Below are 19111 nucleotides of genomic sequence, written 5' to 3'. Positions count from 1 at the left end.
CGGATTTCTACCTTGGAAAAGGAAATCAAAGAAATCTGGGGATAATAGCGATCGGAAGATGGTTCTGTACACGAAGCGAAAGTGCAATAGTATAGTTAACGCATGTATGACTTTAATTAAAGGAGCGAGAACAATGGATGAATCCAAAGAACTGGAACGACGGCTCAGTGAAATGCTGACGGAAGGGGACATGGAAGAGTCCGGCGACACCGATCAGCGTGAACGCCAGCTGATTCCTCCCAAATATGAAGTTCGGATACAGACGGAACGTGATCCAATTGTCGAGGAAACATTGAAGTACCGGAAGATGGCAAGCGAAGTGGACGATCGTTATGATCGGTACCTGGAGCGAGCTGCCGGGAACAAAGAGGAGAGCAACACGAGTCATACGAATTCTGGAGACTCCGAGAAGCCCGAATCTTAACGAACTACGAACTCCATAGTTGTACGATCACCAATAACAGGCTCCTCTTCAGGGAGTCTGTTATTTCATGTGTGTTTCTGACAGAGAGGACAAGGCCTGCTCTTAAATGATAGAATAGAGTTACACCAATTTATGTCATTGGAGCGACAGATGTACTATACATTAGTGTAAAATTATAGATTCGATTAAAGGAGTGTTACCCTGAATGAAGCGTAAACGTATATGGGAAAATACAGCTGCCGGTTTAACGGCAAGCATGTTGGCAGGAATGCTGCTCTTCACATCATCCGCACTGCCTGCACACGCTGCTGATGCCAGAACTGGTGTATCGCCAGCGGGTACAAACGAGGCTTCGCTGACTGCGAAGAAAGATACAGTAGCTGTAACCAAGGAGTTCCGCATCGTCACATTGGGAGATTCCATAACCGTAGGTTATGAGCCCAACACGAAAGAATTGCCTTATGGTTATGTAGAACGACTGCATGAGCAGGGTTTGCTGCATGGACGTACACAGGTGGATAACTACGGGATTGCTGGTTTGAAAACCAGCGGCCTCAAGAACTTCACCACCGCAATTAAGGAAGGCAAGACACTCACTTCCGAAGCTATTCAGCCGAGTCTTCCTGATCCAAGAGCGGGACAGATCGGAGCCAATGCTGCTTCAATCCGTGAGAGTGTAGCACAGGCCAATCTGGTTGCAATCACCATTGGGGGAAATGACGTATCTGAGCTTCTCGGTACAGCAGACAAACTGAGTGATCAGGAACTGCAAGAGAAGGTAAAAGAATTACTCGCAACATATACAGCCAATGTTAGTGCAACGATTAATGATATCCATGAGATTAATCCGACAGCTAAAATTGTCATCGCTGACCAGTATCAACCAATGCCAGAAGTAGCCGGCAAGGGCCTCTATGCCAAACTTATGGAGGCATCCCAAGGCTTCACACAGACCATTGATGGGATTGCTGCTCAATTCACAGCTCAGGGTACCGATGTAAAGGTGGCTCACGTAGCTAAGGAGTTTATTGGCGGTGAAGGCACCATGACACATATGATCAAAAATCGCGATTTCCACCCGAATCAATTCGGATATGCAGCCATTGCCGAAGTATTTGCCAAAACGATCTGGGGCGACTACACGAAGCTGACTGCACCTGCCACAGGTGAACCGATGAACATTATCGTGAGTGGTAAAACATTGAATACACCATATAAACCCATTATCCGTAGCGGTAAAAACTTTGTGGCGATCCAGGACATCGTGAACGCTGTCGGTGCTACTACGGTGTGGGATAACAAAACTTCAACGGCAACCATTACCTACGGAGATCGTAAGGTAGCCGTGACGATTGGTGCCAATGCGGTGAAGGTCAACGGAGCATCCGTTACTGTGGATACACCTGCATTCCTGAACAAGGTTGGCAAAGAGTCCAAAACATATGTACCGCTTGCTATGGTAGCTGAAGGTCTTGGCTTTGACGTGCAGTATGTAGCGAAGCTGAAAACCGTTTTTGTTAATCCATAAGATCAATTTCATGTGATAGCATGTTATTCAACAGTCAGAATGCCTTGAACTATTTAAGGCGTTCTGGCTGTTTTGCGTTCTACGTGAGTTCCTGACATTGTTGTATACCTTCATTAATGACCCAGAATGTTGTATAAATATGACTTGTCAGATGACCATGGATGTGTAAATATGAAAATAACTTACAATATAACCACTAACCCATAGCATGACAGCACCCTTCGCAAGCCAAAGGAGCGTTTAGGATGAGTAAAATTAAGAACGCTTTCACAACACTACCGATTCATCATAAAACGATTCTCCTCATCGGAGTGTTGATGTTAATCAGCTTTACGTTTTATGCATCCGTACTCCGATATGTGTTCAGTATCTATGACCGTCAGATCTATGAGAAATCCTCGCAGGTCCTCAATATGTCTTCAGTAGGCATTGAGAATCAACTGCGTGAAGTTTCCAATCTCTCCTTCAAGGTGATGTCCGACGAGCCGCTTCAACAATATCTGCTTCAACTTGAAAAGGCCGAGACGGGATATGAGAGAAATGGTCTGCGCAAGAAAATTACCAACCGATTGGTTGCTTATGCGGGTTCTGAGAAATACGTCTATTCTATGCTATTTATCGATAATGATAATAACGTCATGGCTGCAGGGAACCGTGAAGGGATTTCGGAGTTGATGCAAAAGGAACTGGTATCACTGGGAGATCAATATACAGGCTCCAATGTCTGGCACACCAGCGGGGATAAACAAGCCAGGCTTCTATCTGTACGACAGGTGAAATCTTTTACTGGGGGTGCATTTACACTGGATAAGCTCGGGACTCTAATTATCCGAGTGCGCCTGGACCGAATCGTACAGGATCAGATGCAGGAACCCGCAGAGGACTCACAGTTATTGATTTCGGATGGAAAAGAAGTCATCTATCCAACCGAATCTTCGGTAAGTGAAGCTGAGATTGAATCGGAACTGAAGCGAACCCAACCCTATGGAATTGCCATGTTTGAGCAGGGCAGACACTTTGTAGCCCGTGCCAATTCTTCCTACACAGACTGGACGTACCTGTACACCACACCTTTTGACCAGATGTTTAAAAAAATTCAGTTTGTCAAACAGTTAGTCACGGTCATTTTTATCATGATTTTTCTGGCGGCACTCATCATTGGAGCAAAGTTCTCCCGCAGTATTACCCATCCGATTGCGCAGTTGATCAAGAAGATGCGTAATATCGAAAAAGGTGATCTGGATAAACTGGAGGAGGCTGCCCTGGGTAACGTTCCGATCTCTCCGCAGAATGAGGTTGGGCTGCTGCATCGTACATTCAAGATGATGCTTCAGCGGATTCGTGAATTAATTGATGAGAATTATGCGAAGCAACTGGTGATTCGTGAGACTGAGTTGAAAGCGCTTCAAGCACAGATTAATCCTCATTTTCTATACAACACGCTCGAATCCATTAACTGGATGGCCAAAGTACAGAAACAACGTCAGATCTCGGAAATGGTTGAGGCGCTTGGATTCCTGCTGCGCAGCTCTGTGAATATGACGGAGAAGTGGATCACGCTGGAAAGAGAACTGGACATTGTCCGCAGCTACGTTACAATTCAGCGCACTCGTTTTGAAGAGAGACTGGATTTTGATATGGAGATTGCCCCTGAGGTGGGTTCTGCACGAATTCCCAAGTTAACATTGCAACCGCTGGTGGAGAACGCCATACATTATGCACTCGAACCAAGCATTAATCCTTGCCGGATTCGAATAAGGGCGAGAGCAGAGGAAGACCAAGTCATTATTGAAGTCGAGGACGATGGTCCAGGGATGACACCGGAATTCCTGGAACAATTACATGAAGGACGCATACAGACAAGAGGACAGGGCATTGGGTTATCTAACATCCAGGAACGAATCAGGCTGACCTTTGGCGAAGAAGGCAGAATGGTGATGAACAGCAAGCCCGGATCAGGAACTGTAGTATCGATCAGCATACCTTGGATTAGAGAGGACGATGACGATGTACAAAGTGATGCTCGTAGATGATGAACGTGTCATTCTGGAGGGAATATCCCAAGTGGTCAATTGGGCCGCAGCAGGTACGGAATTAGTGGGCACGGCGCGGAATGGGATTGAAGCGCTGGACAAAATCGGTCAGTCGAAACCCGATATTATCATTACGGATATTTCCATGCCAGGTCTGGATGGTCTGGGACTCATAGAGAAGGCATCCGAAGCATACCCGGGAGTACGGTTCATTATGTTGTCTGGCTATAAAGAGTTCGAATATGCCCGCAGAGCGATGCAGTATGGTGTGAAGCATTATCTGCTCAAGCCCTGTAACGAGAATCAGATCCATGACGCGCTGACTGAACTGTTGCAGGAACATCAGGATGCGCAGGTGAAGGAGCATGTCGCTGGTGAGATGAAACAGCGGTTGCAACGGGTTCTTCCGCATGTAAAGGAACAATTTTTGCTGGAGTTCATGACCAACCGAACCTATGGGCCGGTCGATCTGGAGTATTACCAGGAGCTGTTTGATCTGGAACTTGAAGATACTGCAGTTCGGTTACTGCTGTTCCGAATTGCGGATGAACATGATTACAGTCATTTATTTGCCATCAAAAATATCGCCAGCGATCTGCTCCCTCATGTACTGTTAAGCACAACGATTGAAGGTAGACTCTTGATTCTGCTTGCGGATTCAGCTGATCCGGCTGGACTGAAGGAGAGCATTGAAGAGGTTCGGGCTGCATTTACCAGACTATATAAACTGGAAGTGACCGCTGCACTGAGCGAAGCAGATCGAATGATCCAGTCTCGGCGTTTGTTCCGTGAGGCATTGCAATATCTGAATCATCGCTTCTTTATCGGTGAAGGCAAGTTGATTACGAAGAATGATCTGGTTCTGGCCGGAGAATGCGACGGGTTGCATGTAGAACAGGATGCCGAGCAATTGTGTCAGTTGATCAAATCGGGCAATTGCGAGGAAACAGCCGCAGAGGTGGATCGTCTGTTCGATCTATTATCGGGTCAGCAGTTGGAAATTGAAGTGACGCGTTCGTATGTAGTGCAGCTGTACTCGGCGATGATTCATGTCTGTCCGCCCGAAGAGGCAACAGAATTTACTCAGCGTATGGCGGAGTTGCCCCATATGGATACGTTATCTGCTTTGAAGTCTTTTGTAGCAAGCAGTGCAGCCCGGTTAACCTCTGGTTATTATAAAAATCATATAAGTCGTCAGTCTTCAGCCGTGGAGAAGATGATGGATATCGTGGATCGTCATTATGGAGAGGCAGATCTTTCACTCAATGGAGTTGCCCATCAGATGTTATATATGAATCCGGATTACCTGGGCAAAATTTTCAAAAAAGTCACGGGCGAGAATTTCTCCAACTACGTGAATCGTCTGCGCATCGAACGAGCGTGTGATCATATTCGCAGAGGTGGGGATGTGAAAGTATTCGAGCTTGCCGAATTGTTCGGATTCGGCGGTAATTCACAATATTTCAGTCAGGTGTTCAAAAAGTGGACGGGGATGACGCCTACGGAATTCCGCAGGATCGGCATATAACAATGCACTACCAATCATGTGATACATGTCTGGGGAGGATGAACAGCGCCGAGAGGGGACTGTTGTCCTCCTCTGTTTTTTGAACCAACAAGACGGTTTTGTGTATTCAACTCTGGTCGTACATTTGCGAAAATGACATTAACAAGTTTGTGAAAGCGTTATCAGTAACGAAGGGGTAACGCTTCACACAACCATATCAACATAAAAAGGGGAGATTGGCATGGTGAAAAAGGCAATATTCCTGATGATGGCTGCATTGCTCGTGTTTACAGCGGCATGTAGCTCAGGTGGAGGAACTGAAGGAGCGTCTGGGGATGATTCGGTTACTCTGCGGATCGCTTGGTGGGGGTCGGATGCAAGGCATGAATATACACAGAAGGTCATCGACCTGTACAAAACGAAAAACCCGAATGTCAAAATCGACGTGGAATATGCTTCATTTGATGACTACTGGAAAAAACTCGCACCACAAGCAGCAGCAAATCAACTGCCTGACATCGTTCAGATGGATATTTCCTACATCAGCCAATATGCACAGAATGGCCAGCTAGAGGATTTGGCCCCTTATCTGGGCAACCAGATCAAAGTGGACGATGTATCCGAAAACGTTATTAGCACAGGTGTAATTAACGGTAAACAATATGGCGTACCTGCCGGTGTTAACGTTCTGGGCTTCCAATATGATCCTGCACTGCTTCAAAAAGCGGGAGCCGACGCGATGCCTGAGAATATGACATGGGAATCGTACGAAGCGTTGGGTAAACAAGCCGCAGAGAAAGGCCTGTATTTGGATGGAGGGGTAGCTCCGGATATCTTCTTCCATTACTTCCTGCGTACCAAAGGGCATTCCCTTTACAATGCAGAAGGAACTGGCCTTGGTTATGATGATGACCAATTGTTTGTGGAGTTCTTCGGGCTCATGCGCCGTATGATCGAACAAGGCGCAGCACCTACGCCGGATGTAGCCAACCAAACCAAAGGCATTATAGAGGAGTCAGATCTGGTGAAGGGTAAGGGCGTTGGCATCTGGCAATGGTCTAACCAGTTTGTAGCCGTACAGCAAGTAGCTGACCGTCCACTGGAGTTCGCTCCTATGCCTGGACCGGATATGGAAAAAGGACTTTATATGCAGCCAAGTATGTACTGGGGTGTAACATCTAACTCCAAAGTGAAGGAAGAAGCAGCAAAATTCATTGATTTCTGGGTGAATGACGTGGAAGCGAACAAATTGATCAAAGGTGAGCGTGGTGTACCCATCTCAGGAGCAATCAAAGAAGCCATCGCACCTGAGCTGAGTGATGCAACGAAACAAGTCTTTGAATTCGTAGCAGCCATGGAGCCTAAGGCATCCCCGATGAGCCCACCGCCACCTGTGGGATCACCAGAAGTAATCTCCTCACTGGCAGATGTGGTTGAAGAGTTGAACTTTGGCAAGATTACAGCCGAACAAGCAGCAGAAACATTCCGCAAGAACGCCGAATCTGTACTTGCGAACAATAAATAACAGTTGAATGATGGCTTGCTCGTCCCACTGCAGGGATGGTCGGGAATGGGGCTACTCGCGAATGCGAGGGCCTTTCCCCGTCCAGATAACTGAAGCAAGGATTGGGGCAAGCTGATCCATGAAGGAGGTTCGTTCCATTGAGGCAGTATTCGTCGTTACGTAGAAACTTAACCGGATATGCGTTTATTAGCCCGTTTATTATCGGATTCCTGGGCTTTACGCTAATCCCCATGTTTGTTTCCTTATATATGTCATTCACAAGTTATAACTTGTTCACTTCTCCACGGTGGATTGGGCTCGACAACTACACCAAAATGTTTTTTGATGACCCGAAATACTGGAACTCGGTCAGAGTGACGTTTCTGTATGTATTCATTGGGGTACCGTTAAGATTGATCTTTGCCCTCTTCGTAGCGATGGTCCTGAACACTGGCTCTCGTATGATTGGAACGTACCGGACGCTGTATTACCTACCATCCATTATCGGTGGTAGTGTGGCCGTATCCATTATGTGGCGTAACCTCTTCAGTAATGAGGGTGTTATCAACAGTGCTCTAACGGCAATCGGAATCGGACCTATAAGCTGGTTTGGTGACCCGAATGCGTCCTTGGTTATGCTCATCTCACTGTCAGTGTGGCAGTTCGGTTCGTCCATGCTGATCTTCCTGGCTGGTCTCAAAAATATCCCAACTGAGATGTACGAGGCAGCAGGTGTGGATGGCGCGAATCCTATACGGAAATTTTTCAGCATCACCTTGCCACTGCTTAGCCCGATCGTCCTGTTCAATATGATTATGCAGACGATTGGAGCATTCATGACCTTCGTACCAGCTTACATTATCTCCAAAGGCGAAGGCGGTCCAATGGACGGTACGATGCTGTACTCCCTGTATCTGTTCCGTCAGGCATTTATGTTTAACAATATGGGTTATGCTTCGGCAATGGCCTGGGTCATGCTCATTATGATCGGTATACTCACGGTAGCTGTGTTCCTGACATCCAAGTTCTGGGTGTTCTACGAATCTGAAGGAGGGAAGTAACGATGGTTTGGAGAAATGTAAAATGGCCCGTTTATCACCTGTTCGTTGCAGCTCTTGCCCTCCTGATGCTCTATCCAGTACTCTGGATGCTCTTCAGTTCATTCAAGGAAAGTCGTACGATCTTCGTTACCGCGGATACCCTGTTTCCTACCGAGTGGATCTGGAGTAACTATGTAGATGGTTGGAAAGGCACAGCGGGAAGACCGTTTATGGATTACATCACCAACTCACTTGTAATCGTGGTTATTTCCACCATCGGTGCCGTAATATCGTCATCGCTGATCGCTTTCGGTTTTGCCAGACTGAATTTCAAGGGACGCACATTCTGGTTCTCCTTGATGATGTTGACGCTGATGCTGCCGCATGACGTGGTCTTGGTTCCTCAGTACATCATCTTCACAAAGCTCGGCTGGCTGAATACCATCTTGCCAATCGTTGTCCCTACATTCTTCGGAATGCCATTCTTCATCTTCTTGATGGTGCAGTTCATTCGAACGATTCCGAAGGAGCTGGATGAGGCTGCAACCATCGATGGATGTAACAAATTCAGATTGTATATTCAGATTATTATGCCGCTGATCAAGTCTTCTCTGGCGACTGCAGCGATCTTCTCCTTCTACTGGAGATGGGAGGATCTGCTCGGTCCGGTATTGTACCTGAACTCGCCTGAGAAATATACCGTATCCATGGCACTGAAAATGTTCCTGGATAGCGAATCTGCTTCCAACTGGGGTGCAATGTTTGCGATGTCCATCGTCAGTCTGGTTCCGGTTGTAGCTGTGTTCTTCATCTTCCAGAAACAAATTGTTCAAGGAATGAGCACAAGCGGACTGAAAGGCTAAGCAGAATTCACTACCTCTATGCCCGAATGAACGTTGACGAAAGTTAAACAAGGAGGATGTTCCTTTTGAATAAAGCTCAGGGTAGTCAGGCCGTTGCCATGGAGGCAGCGGCAGAGGGCCAGGCAGTGTCCGTGACCAGCTGGAAGTTTAACTTTGGACCGGACTCGGGAAGAGCAGATGAGACAGAGGATTATCTGCGAGTGACTGCAACAACCTCGTATGAGGACCACGTAGGATATGGATTCGAAGCAGGTTCTCTGGTATATGAGAAACAACGGAGCGGTGATGACGATGTGTCGGATACCGGGAAACGATATCATAACAATCAGGGGCAGACGACCATGTCTGCCCGATTGTGTTCAAGCTTTTGTATTCCGCTCAAAGCATCGTTCATCGTGGATCTTCCCGATGGAACCTATCAAGTTTTGCTTGTTGCAGGTGATGAATTGGCCGAGACGGTAACCCGTGTCAAAGCTGGTGAAGGCAGGCTCGTATTGCCAACCATCCGTACACTTCCCGGGCAATGCGCAGAGGTCCGATTCTCGGTGGTTGTTCGCGGGGGCAGACTTCGTCTGTCATTCTCTGGTCCTGCACCAAGAATTAATGCGTTGGAGATTACTCTCGCGAATCAGACCATGACCGTATTTCTTGCCGGGGATTCAACCGTAACGGATCAGCCGGAAAGTGGATATCCGTATTGCGGTTGGGGTCAACTGCTGCCTGCACAGTTCAAACATGATGTGGCAGTAGATAATCATGCCCAGTCAGGCCGCAGTTCCCGCAGTTTCATCAATGAAGGCAGATTGAGTGCCATTATGGAGCGAATGAAGCCGGAAGACTTTCTGTTTATTCAATTTGGACATAACGATGAGAAGCCGGACCCCGAACGGGGAACGGACCCATTCACAACATATAAGGAATATTTGAAAAAGTATATTGATGCTGCCCGGGAAGCCAAGGCTCGTCCGGTACTCGTGACCCCGGTGCATCGTCGCTATTTCGCGGACGACGGCACACTGACTGATACCCATGGCGATTATATCATCGCCGTGCGGGAGCTGGCGGAAGAGGAAGATATTCCGCTGATCGATCTGGCTGAGCGCAGCCGTCTTCTATTCGAGCAGGCAGGCGTGGAAGGCACCAAGGAAGACTTTATGTGGGTGCTGCCAGGCGAGTATGTGAACTTCCCGTCAGGCGTGGAGGATAACACGCATTTTCAGGAACGCGGCGCCCGCCGCCTTGCCCAGCAGGTGGCAGAAGCCATCCGTGAATTGCAATTGCAACCGCTGCAGATGTATCTGCGGTAGGTTCATGCCCTTAATAATTAAGCGAGTTAAACGAAGTAACGAGCCTACAAAAGTTGCCCAGCGAAAGAGCGAAGGCAATAATTTTTTAAATCAGTCCGGCGAGCGTAGCAGCGAAGAAGGGCGGAATCGGGTAGAGGGAGCAAAGCGTCCGCCTTTGGAGTGGGATTTCCCCTGCTGAGGGGGAATGAATAGAAATCCCGAGCCAACAGCGGTCCACAGTCCGATCCGCCCCGCCGAAGCGACTGCCCTGTGAGCCATTCAGGGTTTAAAAGCTGTAGCGAGTTAAACGAAGTAACGAGCCAGCAAAAGTTGCCCAGCGAAAGAGCGAAGGCAATAATTTTTTAAATCAGTCCGGCGAGCGTAGCAGCGAAGAAGGGCGGAATCGGGTAGAGGGAGCGGAGCGTCCGCCTTTGGAGCGGGATTTCCCCTGCTGGGGGGAATAGAAGAAATCCCGAGCCAACAGCGGTCCACAGCCCGCCCCGCGAGCCCCCACATTTTTAACCAGATTGCAATCGCCAAAAAAGGAGGATGTATTTCAATGACACCTGACCAGATAGAATCAGGCACATCTGCTCGTAAGAATGCTTCAACAGCTACAGGCCACGCCTACTGGGTTATTCCGGATGGCTACATTCCCCCGGAGAGCCGGGGCACATTGGAGAGTCATGAGAGCATCTGTGTACTGAACACCAGTGCTACGGATGCGGAGCTGCACATTACGATTTACTTTGAAGACAGAGAACCACTCGAAGGTATTGTCGCTGAAGTGCCAGCGAGAAGGACGAAGCATATTCGCACTGCATCGCTACGATCCGGAGAGCAGTCTATTCCGCCGGGCGTACCTTATGCGATTACGGTTTCGAGTTCCATCCCCGTCATCATCCAGTACAGCCGTTTGGACACGACCCAGCCTGAATTGGCTTTGATGAGTGTTATGGCGTATCCGCTGACGTGATACGAAATGCAAGATAACCAGCAAGAAATAGAAGAGAAAATGGCCAGCAACCTTGCATTCACACTGCAGGTGACTGGCCCTCTTTGTGTATTACTCAGTGTATTTGTATGTGCTGGCATTAAGGATTTTTACACGAACTTCCACTTTGCCAAGTTTGAATTGTTTGATGTGATCAGCCCGTTGCTGAACCTGTTCTTTCCACATCGCAAGGTCATGACGATACAGATGTTCTGCTAGGCCATAGGAATCAATTTTCCGTGATTTGTTTTTTTCGAATGTTGTCCGAATTTCGGCTTCGATCTGTTTCTCGGCTGATTTCTCCATTGTGCGTGGAGATTGGTGGGAGCCGTTATCCTCCACAATGACACCTTTTACCGAAGTGATCAGGTCGAAAATGACCCCATTTCCTTCTTTCCTTGATGAAATTTTCGTATGCGGGTTATGGAGGCGAAGTGTGAGATCAGGAGTTTTGCCCCCATTCTTATAAACGTACAGCGGATACTGGTAGACACGATTATAATTTACGAATCGAGTACCGTCTGCGTCCTCACCTGTTACTTTCCCTTGGTTTTTGCCATTTGAGATGACAAAAAATCCATCCGTTTTAATCAAGGCGGGAGCCTTATCCCCGTTGAACCAGGTTTGGTTCTTGTTGGTAATCGAGGGTAATAAGATAACCGAAGCCGGCTCACGGAAACCGTCAAGAAGCTGATGAAGACGGAGGGGTTCGAAGGAAGAATGCTGCTTGTACAGCTTGATCGGTTCAAATAGCTCAATGGTCTGGGTAGATTGGTTCAGCAGGGCAGAGGGGGCAAGCACATCGGGTATGCTTTGTTCCGTGCCGTAGATCCAAGGTGTATATCTCAGCTGACCCGAATGCAGCAGTGTGTTAAAGATATCCTCCAGCCGCTCGCTCAGGGCATTTTTTGATAAAACAATCGCCTTTACATGGGTCCACAGTGTTTGTTGCTGTGAAGTTTGATAGAGGTTATTAATAGCCATACTTAAGGTTTTGCCTTCGCCTCGTCCAATCCAGATATCGCTTTCTTCCCGCGAAGTCGGACCTTCTTGCTTGGCGATACTGGAAAAATCGATCAGTTGGGCGTAAGCTATATATTTGTCATCCTCATAATCTATCCCTATTCCCGTAATAAAGTTAATGCTCTGAACCTCTTTGGAATCCCAGCACCCCGTCAGCATGATCAGGCAACTCATAAGCAAGCACGGCAGTTGGATCCATTTGCTCATGGACGTTTTCTCCGACGGGTGGAATCCTGAGTATGGAGTACTGCCGGACGCTTGGTTCTCTTCATGGAAGGGTGCATGGAAACGGCTTGGGTGAAGTCGCCGGGAATATAAGGAGAAACGGGGGACAAATAGGGAACTCCATAACACTCCAAGGAAACAAGGTGTACCAGCAGAGCGAATAGTCCAAGCATGAAACCGAATAATCCAAGGATAGAAGAAATGATAAGCATCCCGATCCGAACATGAGCAGTAACCCCACTGAGCACCGTATTTACTAGAATATAGCTGGAGATTACTGAAATCGCTACCGTTACTATGATGGTAGGAGAAGTAATCCCGGCACGAATAGCTGCATCTCCAATAATGAGTCCCCCTACCACACTGACAGTTTGGCCCAAAGCACGAGGAAGTCTGCGGCCAGCTTCATTGAATAACTCGAACATAAAAATCATTAAAAAGGCTTCCAGCGTTACAGGCATGGGCAGCCCCATACGAGTACCAGCAATCGTTGCCAGAAGCGGGAGAGGGATCTGCTCCACATTAAAACTGGTGAGGCCGATATAGAATCCAGGAAAAAAGCAAGCAATCAGCAAACCGGAAATCCGCAGGATGCGTTCAAAAGTCACAATGAAGAAAGGAGTGTTCTCATCTTCCGGTGATTTCAACTGATTGAACAGTGTAGTTGGAGCGATGATCGCAACAGGTGAACCTTCGATCAGAACAGCAAAACGCCCATTTAAGAGCGAGTCCACGACATAGTCAGGTCGCTCTGTATTATCGGTGAGAGGAAAGATACTGCGAATGCCTCCCATAACTGCTCGTTCCATAATGGAAGTCCCAATAATACCATCAACTTCAATTTTGTCCAGATTTTCGCGTGCTTCTTTCAGGATCTCCGGATTGATAATGTCTTTTACATACAATAGACCGATAGCGGTCTGAGTACGTCCACCTTTAACGTATTTTTCATAGCACATGGAAGAGGTTTTCATCCGTTTACGAATGAGTGCGATATTTACACTCAGCTCTTCGGTAAATCCATCGCGAGGCCCTTTTACGGAAGACTCGATGGCAGATTCTTCAGGGTTGCGCCCTGGTATGCTCGCAATATCCAAACTGCAGGATTGATCGCCGTTGCCGAAGATCAACAACAGTTGTCCGCTAAAAATCAACAGGTTTAAATTTTTCGTATCTCGAAGGTCTTCCACTGGATTTAATGTTAATCCAAGTTCTTTCGGGTGCGAATCTTCTTCGAGCAGGGAATGCTCTTCGAGCCGGGGAATGATAAACTGGTTGATTTGTTTAGCATCACTCAGACCATCGCAATATAGCACAATGATCGGCAAATCATTTTCATTTTTTGCTGGAAACGTTTGAATAACGACATCGGCACAGGGGTTGAATTGTTCTTTCAAAGAGGCAAGCAGTGTTTCATGGGACGTGGTGTCAATCGTTGGATGCTCCATGATGTTTCCTCCTCTGATGGCGTGAGCTGATGAATGCGACGGTCGTTGCAATTATTGCCAGTCCGCTAAGATAGATGAGATTGAACGGGAATATGTAATCGACAAGCAGCTTTTCAAATGTAATATCGTCTAGACGGTACAGCATGAAGATTATAAATAGAACGGCTAAAGAGATACAGCTGATGATTCTTTTGGATGTGCTCTTAATATCCCAAATTTCTACCACAATATACATAGCAAGACTAATTCGGGTAAACGAGCCGGCGAGCCACTGGTAGATGGAAAAGAAGTCAGTTTGTGCAATGTACTTGCCCAATGAGGCAATGCGCCACTCCTCAAAGGCAGGATATCGCATTTTGGCAGCCTCAAAAGGATTAAATTCGACGATAGCACCAATGAGTGGACCTATTGTCAGACCGACAATAATGAGTGCGAGCATCAGATACTGCCATACACGAATCTGTTTGGAGAGGTGGGGTTGTATGTACCAGATGAATAGCAGTTCAAACATGCCTGAAAGACTATAAACCATACCGTGGAGCACGGGATGCCAGCCCTGTTCAAGCACAGGAAGCAGACGACTGTAATCCTTGTATTGGGTATTCACGATTGCGACATAGAAGCCAAGCACCACCACAAGTGGCAGGATTAATCCTGCTGTAAATGCTAGAGAACGTATCCCTTTATAAGCCGCATAGGCACAGAGAGACATCAGGGCAATGCTTGTAATCAATACAGGTGTTTCCGTCAGGTAACTGGTTTTGGCCCAGGTGGTGGTATCGTGTAAGGTGAAATAGATGACGGACAGAAAAAAGAGACTATTTCCAATCCGTAAAAGCAAGCCAAGAGGCTTACCCAGATGGGAAGTTAGCCAATCATGCAGCGTTTGGTGCTGGAGAAAACGAGAAACATAGGCAAGCATGAGCGCAAATACAAGGTAGGGTCCTGTAGACAAAAGAACAGAGATCCAGGAATCCCTTTTAGCCGCAGACAACAGGGCAGGAATAATCAGAACGTGGCAGATTAGACCAACGGATAACATGATTAACATCATGGCTTGCAAAAAAGATGGCTGTGTACGTTTCATGCTGAGGAGTCCCCTTTTCCCAATAGACTGTCCTCAGCAGTGTTAACGTGATTGAAGCCCTTCATACAGACACTTAAAGCTTAAAATACTGAATGCCCATGGCTTCTCGTACCTCCAACATCGTTTCCCGGGCAGTCCTTCTGGCCTCACGAGTCCCTTCGATAAGAATCTCTTTCACGCTTTGATCCCACTGGCCAGCCTATGTTTCCGGCCGCTCATATTAGTGCCGAGTACACCGGCGATGATTAGCAATGCTCCAATATAGTGATAGCTACCAACCGGTTCATGGAGTATCCATGCACCTCCTACGATGGAGATGAGTGTGGACAGATTGCTGAATACGCTCATCTTGGATGCCTCCAGATGGGTCAGGGCATAGCTTGCGAGAAGGGTGGAGATCATGGTGGAGAGGATTGCTAGATAAGCGAGTGCACCGAGATAGGATACGTCTCCAAGTGGTTTGATATAGTCCATCATGGAGCCGCTGGCAGCATGTCGGATGAAGGAAGCGGCGTTAAACACAATACAGCCAACCATCAGTGTGACCCATGTTAATTCCATCGGTTTATACTTCTGGGTCAGTGGTCTCGCAAGCACACCATAACCTGCAAAGCAGACCGTGGATAGCAGCAATAATGCAATGCCCTTCAGGTTACCCATAGATACGCCGCTTCCTTGCATCATGAAAATAAAGACCACTCCAGCGACAGACAGAAGCAGGAACATCTTCTGCATGGTGGATGTACGTTCTTTCAAGAAGATCGAAGCGAGAACGAGGGTAAATACAGGGGCCATGGCCTGAATAATCCCCGCTTCCGATGAGTTGGACGACACGAGTCCAAAGGCTTGAAAGGCAAAAAATAAGACGGGAGACAGTAGCCCAAGTGGAATAATTCGCCACAGATCACGAAGGCTAAGCCGGATTTTGATCCAACCAAAAATGACAGGAATGCTGACAACGATCAGCGACAGGGCGAATCGGTGGGCAAGCACATCAATCGGATGTGCTACAGTAACGGTCATTTTAACAAATAAAAAGGAAAGGCCGATTATAGCTGCGTACAGAACAGCTGCGATATAAGCGTATCCCCGAGTGTGTGCTGTGTTCATGAGTGCTCCTCCAATACAGTATTCATACTGTTTTATCTTTTGATTTACCTAAACATATCAGGTTCGAGTCACGTGCTGGCCTTATTCAATATACTGCCGGGTGCATCGTGCTACAATAGATAAAAGCATGAATTGTAACGGTACAATTGTGGGAGAGGGGCGAGTGCAGTGAGAAAATACGAAGTGATTGCCGAAGCATTAGAGCAGTGGATTCAGGAACAAATGTTGCAGCAAGATCGTCGGCAGTGGACAGACAAGGGCATTCGACTTCCAGCCGTTCGAGTTGTAGCAGAACAGTATCAATGCAGTGTAAGTACGGCGATTCGTGCATATGAGTGGCTGGAGCAGCGACATTTGGTGTATGCCATACCTCAATCCGGTTATTATGCCGTACAGAATGGGACAGGTGCTCAGGACATGGATTGGCAGGGGGCGTTGGACTTTGCTTCCGCTGCTCCCGATCCAAGAGTATTTCCTTATGCAGACTTTCGTCACTGTGTGGATCAGGCGATGGAGAAGAAGCAGGCAGAGCTGTTCATGTACGGCACGGATCAGGGATTGCCTTCACTTATTTTGCTGTTACAGAAGCAGTTTGCGGATTATCAGGTATTTGCAAGATCGGAGCAGTTCTTCATCACATCAGGTGTGCAACAGGCACTGGCTGTGCTGGCGTTGATGCCTTTTCCCAATGGTAAGAAAAAAGTGCTGCTGGAACTACCGACCTATCATAATATGCCCTCCCTACTGAGTGGATTGAATGTGCCGATGGCTGGTGTGAGGCGTGCCTTGGATGGGCTGGACTGGGCATCGCTTGAACGTCAGTTTGCTGAAGGAGATATCAAGTTTTTCTATGTCATGCCGCGGTTTCACAATCCAATAGGGACTTCATTGACTGTTGCTGAGAAGAGGAGACTGATCCGGCTTGCACAGCGGTATGATGTCTATCTGGTGGAGGATGATTATCTGGCTGATCTGGAGGACAATACGAAACAGGACCCGTTATGGTCCTATGATACAGAAGGTAGGGTAATTTATCTGAAAAGTTACTCCAAAATTCTGTTTCCAGGCCTGCGTATTGGTGTAGCTGTTCTGCCCTCACCTTTAATCCAGTCCTTTGGTGCTTATAAAAAAATGCTCGATATCGACACTTCTGTCCTGTCTCAAGCTGCTCTGGAGATTTATGTTCACAGCGGAATGTTTGCTCATCACAGGAAAGTGATTCGTAACCGCTATGCTGCCCGGATGCACACGGTGCATGGGCAACTGGACGCATATCCAGACTTTATTCCATTTATGGACGCCCCTCGAACAGGGGGGGAGCATACGGTCTTGCCTTTGGCGGGTGATATGCCGCTTCGTGTTCTGGTGTCCCGGCTCCAAAAGCGTGGAGTCATCGTAGATACGACAGAACGGTATTATCCGGAGGGGACATATCAGATGCATCAGGATCAAATGCTGCGATTGAACATCTCCAATGTGCCGAAGCAGCGAATTGAAGAAGGGATGCTGAAGATCCGGGAGGAGATTTTAAAACTGAAAAGAACACCAAAAGGCGCCCACACAAGTTGATCACTTGTTGGACGCCTTTTTCGGTGAATTGCTACCTATCAACCAACCAGCTTGTACGCTAAATTGTTGATTGAAATCATTCGATTTATTCCTGAGCCATCGCCTTGAAGGAAGCTTCTGCGGCTTCCAATGTAGCTTGAACATCCTCGTCTGTATGAGCAGTGGTCAGGAACCACGCTTCATATTTTGACGGAGCCAAGTTAATGCCACGATCCAGCATGTGACGGAAGAAGGAAGCGAACAGCTCTCCATCCGTGTCTTGAGCATGATCGTAGTTTGTAACTGGGTGGTCACAGAAATGGGTGGAGAATGCACCTCGAATCCGGTTGATCGTCAGTGCAATCCCATGACGGTCAGCAGAAGCTTGCAGACCTGTGGTCAGATCTATAGCGAGACGTTCCATCTCTTCATATACACCCGCACCTTGCAGGACTTCTAGACATGCGATACCAGCCGAGATGGATGCAGGGTTACCAGCCATTGTTCCGGCCTGATAAGCAGGGCCGAGCGGAGCTACCTGCTCCATAACGTGTTTACGGCCGCCATAGGCTCCGATTGGCAGGCCGCCGCCGATAATTTTACCAAGAGCTGTAAGATCCGGTTCGATCTCTGCATGGTTATCGAGTCCAGCGTACGTCTGCGTAGAACCGTAATGGAAACGGAAAGCCGTAATGACTTCATCATAGATAACCAGTGAGCCGTTAGCACGTGTCATGGCACAGAGGCCTTCCAGGAAGCCAGGTTCCGGCATAACCATACCGAAGTTACCAACGATCGGTTCAACCATGACTGCAGCGACATCGTCACCCCAGCGCTCCAGTGCAGCTTTGAGGGCATCCAGATCATTGTAAGGCACGGTAATGACTTCTTGCGCAATACTGGTGGGAATGCCTGCACTATCCGGGATACCCAGCGTGGAGGGGCCAGAACCGGCAGCCACAAGTACGAGATCAGAGTGACCGTGGTAGCATCCAGCAAATTTTACAATCTTGTTGCGCTTGGTGTAGGCACGAGCGACCCGAATCGTGGTCATAACCGCTTCCGTACCCGAGTTTACAAAACGTACTTTGTCCATGGAAGGGATCGCTTCCTTCAGCATTTTGGCGAGTTTGATCTCAAGTTCAGTCGGAGTACCGTACAGAACGCCATTGGCTGCCGCTTCCGTAATCGCCTGTGTAATATGGGGGTGGGCATGTCCCGTAACAATCGGTCCGTAAGCGGCCAGATAATCAATATAACGGTTGTCATCGACATCCCAGAAGTGGGCACCTTGGGCTTTTTTCATAAATACAGGTGCACCACCACCAACGGCTTTGAACGAGCGGGATGGACTGTTAACACCTCCTACAATATGTTCAAGTGCTTCTGCGTATAGAAGTTCGGAACGGGAACGTGATGTATTCATAAGATAACTTCCTTTCGTCATTCAAAATATGATAAAGGTACAAACCACAGAAAGATATGATGATC

Annotated in this window: 15 protein-coding genes; 10 read left to right on the top strand and 5 right to left on the bottom strand. The window is 47.7% G+C overall.

The window, feature by feature from the left end; genetic code table 11:
• The first annotated feature begins 133 nt into the window (after positions 1-133).
• The 9 genes from WFI24_RS29665 (at position 134) to WFI24_RS29625 (ending at position 11161) form a co-directional block, all read left to right on the top strand.
• Complete coding sequence (locus WFI24_RS29665) at positions 134-424, top strand: hypothetical protein (RefSeq protein WP_336765482.1); 291 nt, start codon at positions 134-136, stop codon at positions 422-424.
• A gap of 205 nt (positions 425-629) precedes the next feature.
• A complete protein-coding gene (locus WFI24_RS29660; protein ID WP_336765481.1) occupies positions 630-1952 on the top strand; it encodes a stalk domain-containing protein in 1323 nt (440 codons plus the stop codon).
• 245 nt (positions 1953-2197) lie between these two features.
• Positions 2198-3985 (top strand): sensor histidine kinase, encoded by a 1788-nt coding sequence (locus WFI24_RS29655; protein ID WP_336765480.1) that lies wholly within the window; start codon positions 2198-2200, stop codon positions 3983-3985.
• Entirely contained in the window at positions 3960-5513 is a 1554-nt protein-coding gene (locus WFI24_RS29650; RefSeq protein WP_336765479.1) for a response regulator, read from the top strand. The genes WFI24_RS29655 and WFI24_RS29650 overlap by 26 nt, the downstream gene beginning before the upstream one ends.
• A 220-nt stretch (positions 5514-5733) precedes the next feature.
• Positions 5734-7017: an ABC transporter substrate-binding protein gene (locus tag WFI24_RS29645; RefSeq protein ID WP_336765478.1), complete on the top strand. Its 1284-nt coding sequence runs from the start codon at positions 5734-5736 to the stop codon at positions 7015-7017.
• Positions 7018-7154: 137 nt separating this feature from the next.
• The gene (locus WFI24_RS29640) at positions 7155-8057 is read left to right on the top strand and encodes a carbohydrate ABC transporter permease (RefSeq protein ID WP_336765477.1); all 903 of its coding nucleotides are present in this window, start codon (positions 7155-7157) and stop codon (positions 8055-8057) included.
• A gap of 2 nt (positions 8058-8059) precedes the next feature.
• Positions 8060-8899, top strand: a complete 840-nt coding sequence (locus WFI24_RS29635) for a carbohydrate ABC transporter permease (protein WP_145326443.1) — start codon at positions 8060-8062, stop codon at positions 8897-8899.
• 98 nt (positions 8900-8997) lie between these two features.
• The gene (locus WFI24_RS29630; protein WP_442956278.1) at positions 8998-10206 is read left to right on the top strand and encodes a rhamnogalacturonan acetylesterase; all 1209 of its coding nucleotides are present in this window, start codon (positions 8998-9000) and stop codon (positions 10204-10206) included.
• 538 nt (positions 10207-10744) lie between these two features.
• Positions 10745-11161, top strand: a complete 417-nt coding sequence (locus WFI24_RS29625; protein WP_336765475.1) for a sensory rhodopsin transducer — start codon at positions 10745-10747, stop codon at positions 11159-11161.
• A 90-nt stretch (positions 11162-11251) separates the two neighbouring features.
• On the opposite strand, the gene WFI24_RS29620 is transcribed toward WFI24_RS29625, so the two are convergent.
• From WFI24_RS29620 to WFI24_RS29605, 4 genes are all read right to left on the bottom strand, one after another.
• On the bottom strand, positions 11252-12409 hold the full coding sequence (locus tag WFI24_RS29620; RefSeq protein ID WP_336765474.1) for a Ger(x)C family spore germination protein: 1158 nt from the start codon (positions 12407-12409) through the stop codon (positions 11252-11254).
• Positions 12406-13875, bottom strand: a complete 1470-nt coding sequence (locus WFI24_RS29615; RefSeq protein WP_336765473.1) for a spore germination protein — start codon at positions 13873-13875, stop codon at positions 12406-12408. The genes WFI24_RS29620 and WFI24_RS29615 overlap by 4 nt, the downstream gene beginning before the upstream one ends.
• Positions 13856-14962 carry a GerAB/ArcD/ProY family transporter gene (locus WFI24_RS29610; protein WP_336765472.1) on the bottom strand — a complete coding sequence of 369 codons (1107 nt, stop codon included), beginning with the start codon at positions 14960-14962 and terminating at the stop codon, positions 13856-13858. Before WFI24_RS29610 ends, WFI24_RS29615 begins: the two co-directional genes overlap by 20 nt.
• 174 nt (positions 14963-15136) lie before the next feature.
• Positions 15137-16072, bottom strand: coding sequence for a DMT family transporter (locus WFI24_RS29605; RefSeq protein ID WP_336765471.1), 936 nt, complete (start codon positions 16070-16072; stop codon positions 15137-15139).
• A gap of 222 nt (positions 16073-16294) precedes the next feature.
• On the opposite strand from WFI24_RS29605, the gene WFI24_RS29600 reads away from it, so the two are divergent.
• On the top strand, positions 16295-17641 hold the full coding sequence (locus WFI24_RS29600; RefSeq protein WP_442956277.1) for an aminotransferase-like domain-containing protein: 1347 nt from the start codon (positions 16295-16297) through the stop codon (positions 17639-17641).
• Positions 17642-17726: 85 nt separating this feature from the next.
• Here the strand turns inward: WFI24_RS29600 and WFI24_RS29595 are convergent, their stop codons facing one another.
• The gene (locus tag WFI24_RS29595; protein WP_336765469.1) at positions 17727-19046 is read right to left on the bottom strand and encodes a glutamate-1-semialdehyde 2,1-aminomutase; all 1320 of its coding nucleotides are present in this window, start codon (positions 19044-19046) and stop codon (positions 17727-17729) included.
• Positions 19047-19111 lie beyond the last annotated feature (65 nt).

It is taken from the genome of Paenibacillus sp. USHLN196, from assembly GCF_037144955.1.
Classification (GTDB): Bacteria; Bacillota; Bacilli; order Paenibacillales; family Paenibacillaceae; genus Paenibacillus; species Paenibacillus xylanexedens_C.
This window is presented reverse-complemented; position numbering and strand designations above follow the sequence as displayed.

Coding starts and splice junctions, on each gene's coding strand:
- WFI24_RS29595 (WP_336765469.1), bottom strand. CDS start 19,046: ATGAATACATCACGTTCCCGTTCCGAACTTCTATACGCAGAAGCACTT.
- WFI24_RS29605 (WP_336765471.1), bottom strand. CDS start 16,072: ATGAACACAGCACACACTCGGGGATACGCTTATATCGCAGCTGTTCTG.
- WFI24_RS29620 (WP_336765474.1), bottom strand. CDS start 12,409: ATGAGCAAATGGATCCAACTGCCGTGCTTGCTTATGAGTTGCCTGATC.
- WFI24_RS29645 (WP_336765478.1), top strand. CDS start 5,734: ATGGTGAAAAAGGCAATATTCCTGATGATGGCTGCATTGCTCGTGTTT.
- WFI24_RS29650 (WP_336765479.1), top strand. CDS start 3,960: ATGTACAAAGTGATGCTCGTAGATGATGAACGTGTCATTCTGGAGGGA.
- WFI24_RS29610 (WP_336765472.1), bottom strand. CDS start 14,962: ATGAAACGTACACAGCCATCTTTTTTGCAAGCCATGATGTTAATCATG.
- WFI24_RS29630 (WP_442956278.1), top strand. CDS start 8,998: ATGGAGGCAGCGGCAGAGGGCCAGGCAGTGTCCGTGACCAGCTGGAAG.
- WFI24_RS29615 (WP_336765473.1), bottom strand. CDS start 13,875: ATGGAGCATCCAACGATTGACACCACGTCCCATGAAACACTGCTTGCC.
- WFI24_RS29600 (WP_442956277.1), top strand. CDS start 16,295: ATGTTGCAGCAAGATCGTCGGCAGTGGACAGACAAGGGCATTCGACTT.
- WFI24_RS29660 (WP_336765481.1), top strand. CDS start 630: ATGAAGCGTAAACGTATATGGGAAAATACAGCTGCCGGTTTAACGGCA.
- WFI24_RS29635 (WP_145326443.1), top strand. CDS start 8,060: ATGGTTTGGAGAAATGTAAAATGGCCCGTTTATCACCTGTTCGTTGCA.
- WFI24_RS29625 (WP_336765475.1), top strand. CDS start 10,745: ATGACACCTGACCAGATAGAATCAGGCACATCTGCTCGTAAGAATGCT.
- WFI24_RS29655 (WP_336765480.1), top strand. CDS start 2,198: ATGAGTAAAATTAAGAACGCTTTCACAACACTACCGATTCATCATAAA.
- WFI24_RS29665 (WP_336765482.1), top strand. CDS start 134: ATGGATGAATCCAAAGAACTGGAACGACGGCTCAGTGAAATGCTGACG.